The 3,317-nt window shown below is 56.4% G+C and carries 4 protein-coding genes; all 4 read left to right on the forward strand.

What is annotated here, in order from left to right; genetic code table 11:
* Nucleotides 1-338 precede the first annotated feature (338 nt).
* The 4 genes from EOM25_13395 to EOM25_13410 all read left to right on the forward strand — a co-directional run bounded on the left by EOM25_13395 (nt 339) and on the right by EOM25_13410 (nt 3,246).
* Entirely contained in the window at nt 339-635 is a 297-nt protein-coding gene (locus EOM25_13395) for an ArsR family transcriptional regulator (protein ID NCC26169.1), read from the forward strand.
* Nucleotides 636-677: 42 nt separating this feature from the next.
* Nucleotides 678-863 carry a hypothetical protein gene (locus EOM25_13400; protein NCC26170.1) on the forward strand — a complete coding sequence of 62 codons (186 nt, stop codon included), beginning with the start codon at nt 678-680 and terminating at the stop codon, nt 861-863.
* A gap of 105 nt (nt 864-968) precedes the next feature.
* Nucleotides 969-2,492 carry an IS21 family transposase gene (locus EOM25_13405; GenBank protein NCC26171.1) on the forward strand — a complete coding sequence of 508 codons (1,524 nt, stop codon included), beginning with the start codon at nt 969-971 and terminating at the stop codon, nt 2,490-2,492.
* 7 nt (nt 2,493-2,499) lie between these two features.
* Nucleotides 2,500-3,246: an ATP-binding protein gene (locus tag EOM25_13410; GenBank protein NCC26172.1), complete on the forward strand. Its 747-nt coding sequence runs from the start codon at nt 2,500-2,502 to the stop codon at nt 3,244-3,246.
* Nucleotides 3,247-3,317 lie beyond the last annotated feature (71 nt).

Below are 3,317 nucleotides of genomic sequence, written 5' to 3' on the forward strand. Positions count from 1 at the left end.
CCGACCACGTCCTAACCTCGGACTCGAGATTCCGAAACAGCCTGAAAAAGGCCCCGATCCCAATCTCCGAAAAGCCCTACTACCTCATGCTGTCCTTTTCCCTGGTCGAAAACCATCCGGATCTGGCATTCAAAATCTGGGACACCCTGGCCTTGCTTCGCGATTCCGAACGATTCAGAAACGTCGTTCATGACTTCTGGGCCCATCAACCCACGGAGTGATCCTCCCGCGCAATTCGCCCAGGCGAAAAATCGTTTCGACTCCTTCGCCCTGACATCCCATCCCGTAACTTCATCATTGACGCGGCACCGCCATTTATCGTATTTCTACGATCAACGATGAGACTGACTCCGCAAGAACAGACAGAGCTCGCCGCCCTGACCAAGGCCCTGGGGCATCCGGCCCGGGTGGCCATTCTTCAGCACCTCCTTGAAACCGACTCCTGCGTCTGTGGCCGAATCGTCGAGGTCCTCCCCCTGGCCCAGTCCACGGTCAGCCAGCATCTCAAGCAGTTGCGAACGGCCGGACTCATTCGGGGAGAAATAGAAGGACCCAGAATCTGTTATTGCGTCGATACAAACGGTCTGGATCGCCTGAAAACTTTACTGCACGCATTGCTGGAAGAGAACCCATAAATACCGTTTGAAGACTTGCCGTCAATCCACACGAGGAACAACATGACATCAGGCACCTCTAAAACTGTTCGCCGGCGGGCGGAAGAATTGTTTGCGTCCGGCTTGTACTGCGCAGAAAGCGTCCTCCAGGCCCTTGCTGTTAGTGGCCACCTATATGGAGCCAAAGCGTGGCCACTTAATGGAGCCATTTTGTGGCCAGTTAATCGGGCCAGTGTGTGGCCACTTTAATGGAGCCACCTTCGGGTCTGCCCGAAGAGAATGAGAACTAAGTGCACCTTTTCCTGACTGCTCGCGACATCTATGTCTACCTTCAGCCAAGCAAGGAGGTAGGACATGGCAAACAGGAGGTTCGAGGTGCACGAGATACGCAACGTCATTGTCAGGATGCGATTGGGGGATAGCGATCGGGAGATTCAAAAGGTCGGATTGATGGGGCGGGCCAAGGCTGCATGCCTTCGGAAGGATGCATTGGAACGGGACTGGCTCGACATCGAGAAGACCTTGCCTTCGAATGAAGTCATAGCGGCGGAACTCGCCCATCGAGGTATGGCCCGGGAAACGAAATCTCATGTGAGGGAGCATGTCGATGAGATTCGAGCATGGGTTGCATCAGGCGTTACGGCGATGGCTATTCATCAGACTTTGATCAGAAGATACGGATTCAAGGGGGCCTACAACAGCGTCAAGCGCTTTGTCCGTCAATGCCGTGAAAACAAAGGCCCGCGAAGCATGGTTCTCGATTTCGAGCCGGGGGAAGCGGCTCAGGTGGACTTTGGAGCAGGGCCGTTGATGACGGATGCGGCGACAGGCGAAGTGTTCAAGACGTGGTTCTTTGTGATGACTTTGGCCTTCAGTCGGCATCAGTACCTTGAGTTTGTCAGGGACCAGAAGGTGTCGACCTGGCTTGGCTGTCACCGCCGGGCCTTCGAGTTTTTCGGTGGCTTGCCGCGTAGGGTGATCATCGACAACCCCAAGTGCGCCATCACCAAGGCCTGCTATCACGATCCCGTGGTCCAACGCTCTTATGCCGAATTTGCCGAGGGATACGGTTTTTTGATTTCTCCCTGTCCGGTCAGGGAACCGAAGAAGAAAGGCATCGTGGAATCGGGAGTGAAGTACGTGAAGAGGAACTTCCTGGCGTTGCGGGACTTCCGAGGGCTTGAGGACGTGAACCGCCAGGCCGGTGAGTGGGTGATGGGAACGGCGGGGAACAGGGTTCACGGGACGACCTTGGAGCGTCCCCTGAGCAGGTTCTCCGAAACGGAAAAGGCCTTTTTGCAGCCGATTCCGGACGTCGTCCCGGAACTGGTGCATTGGGCCATGGCCAGAGTTCATGGAGATTGCCACGTCCAGGTGGAGAAATGCCGGTACTCCGTGCCCTTCAAGTTCATCCGTTGCGAAGTTTGGATTCGTCTGGGCGACTCGGTTCAGATATACCACGACCAAGAGATGGTGGCCGTGCACCCGCGCCTGGCCCGTCCCGGCCGGCGTTCGACGGTCCGCGATCACTTGCCTCCCGAAGCCCAGGCCTATCTGATGGCCGATCCCCAGTACTGTCTGGAGCAAGCCGAAAAGATCGGAGAGAACTGCCGGGAACTTGTCGAGGAGTTGTTCTCCGACCGTGTTCTCGATCGGCTACGAGCCGCCCAAGGGATCATCAAACTTTCGAAAATGTATGGAAAGAAACGCCTTGAGGCCGCCTGTATCCGTGCTCTGGGTCATGGAACGGTGAGCTACCGAAACGTGAAGGCAATTCTGGAACGTGGTCTGGATCAGGAAGCTGTGGCCGGAACGGAACTGGCTCCGGCCTATCTCGGCCGAGCCAAGTACTCGTCCTCTCAACCCTGCATCCAGTGAGGCCGAAATGAATCCCATGCCTCAGATATCTCCCTTGCTCAAACAGCTGCGCCTGTCGGGTGTTCTGGATTCACTGGAAGAACGAAATCGTCAAGCCATCGACAAGAAACTGCCCTACACCGAGTTTCTGGCCCTACTTCTGGCCGACGAGATAGCCCGGCGTGACCAGCGCAAGTTCGCCCTTCGTCAGCGCCGGGCCGGGTTCAATGTTCAAAAGACCCTGGAGACGTTCGACTTCGGGTTTAATCCGAACATCAATCAGGCTCAGGTCATGGATTTGGCCACGTGCCGGTTTGTCGATGAAAAAGCCCCGGTCATCATCGTCGGCCCCTGCGGGACGGGAAAAAGCCATCTGGCCCAAGCCATCGGTCACCTGGCCGTGCGTCGGGGCTTCGATGTCCTTTTCCTCACCCATGCCAAACTGCTTTCTCTGTTGGCGGCAGGCCGGGCTGTGGGGACCTTTCAGCGGAAACTGAACCATCTGGCCAAAGTCGACGTGCTTGTCATCGACGATTTCGGGCTCAAACCCATGAAACCAGGTCAGGACGAGGACTTCCACGATCTGATCGCCGAGCGATACGAGCACCAGGCTACGATACTGACCAGCAATCTTGACTTCAGCGAATGGACCGATGCCTTTCACAACAAGCTTTTGGCTTCGGCCACGCTGGATCGTATCCGGCACAATGCCTACCAAGTAGTCCTGGACGGCAAGAGCTACCGGTCACCAAGGCCATCGCCGAAAAAGTCATAATCTAAAGGACTGGCCGGGTTATCACGGCGGCTGCAGCGCGACACTTCTTGGCGGTGTCACTCGCACCCGCC

The sequence above is a fragment of the Deltaproteobacteria bacterium genome, assembly GCA_009929795.1.
GTDB lineage: Bacteria > Desulfobacterota > Desulfovibrionia > Desulfovibrionales > Desulfomicrobiaceae > RZZR01.

Bases quoted from the DNA above. Each gene is read 5' to 3' on its own strand.
- EOM25_13400 (NCC26170.1), top strand. From the start codon at position 678: ATGACATCAGGCACCTCTAAAACTGTTCGCCGGCGGGCGGAAGAATTG.
- EOM25_13410 (NCC26172.1), top strand. From the start codon at position 2,500: ATGAATCCCATGCCTCAGATATCTCCCTTGCTCAAACAGCTGCGCCTG.
- EOM25_13395 (NCC26169.1), top strand. From the start codon at position 339: ATGAGACTGACTCCGCAAGAACAGACAGAGCTCGCCGCCCTGACCAAG.
- EOM25_13405 (NCC26171.1), top strand. From the start codon at position 969: ATGGCAAACAGGAGGTTCGAGGTGCACGAGATACGCAACGTCATTGTC.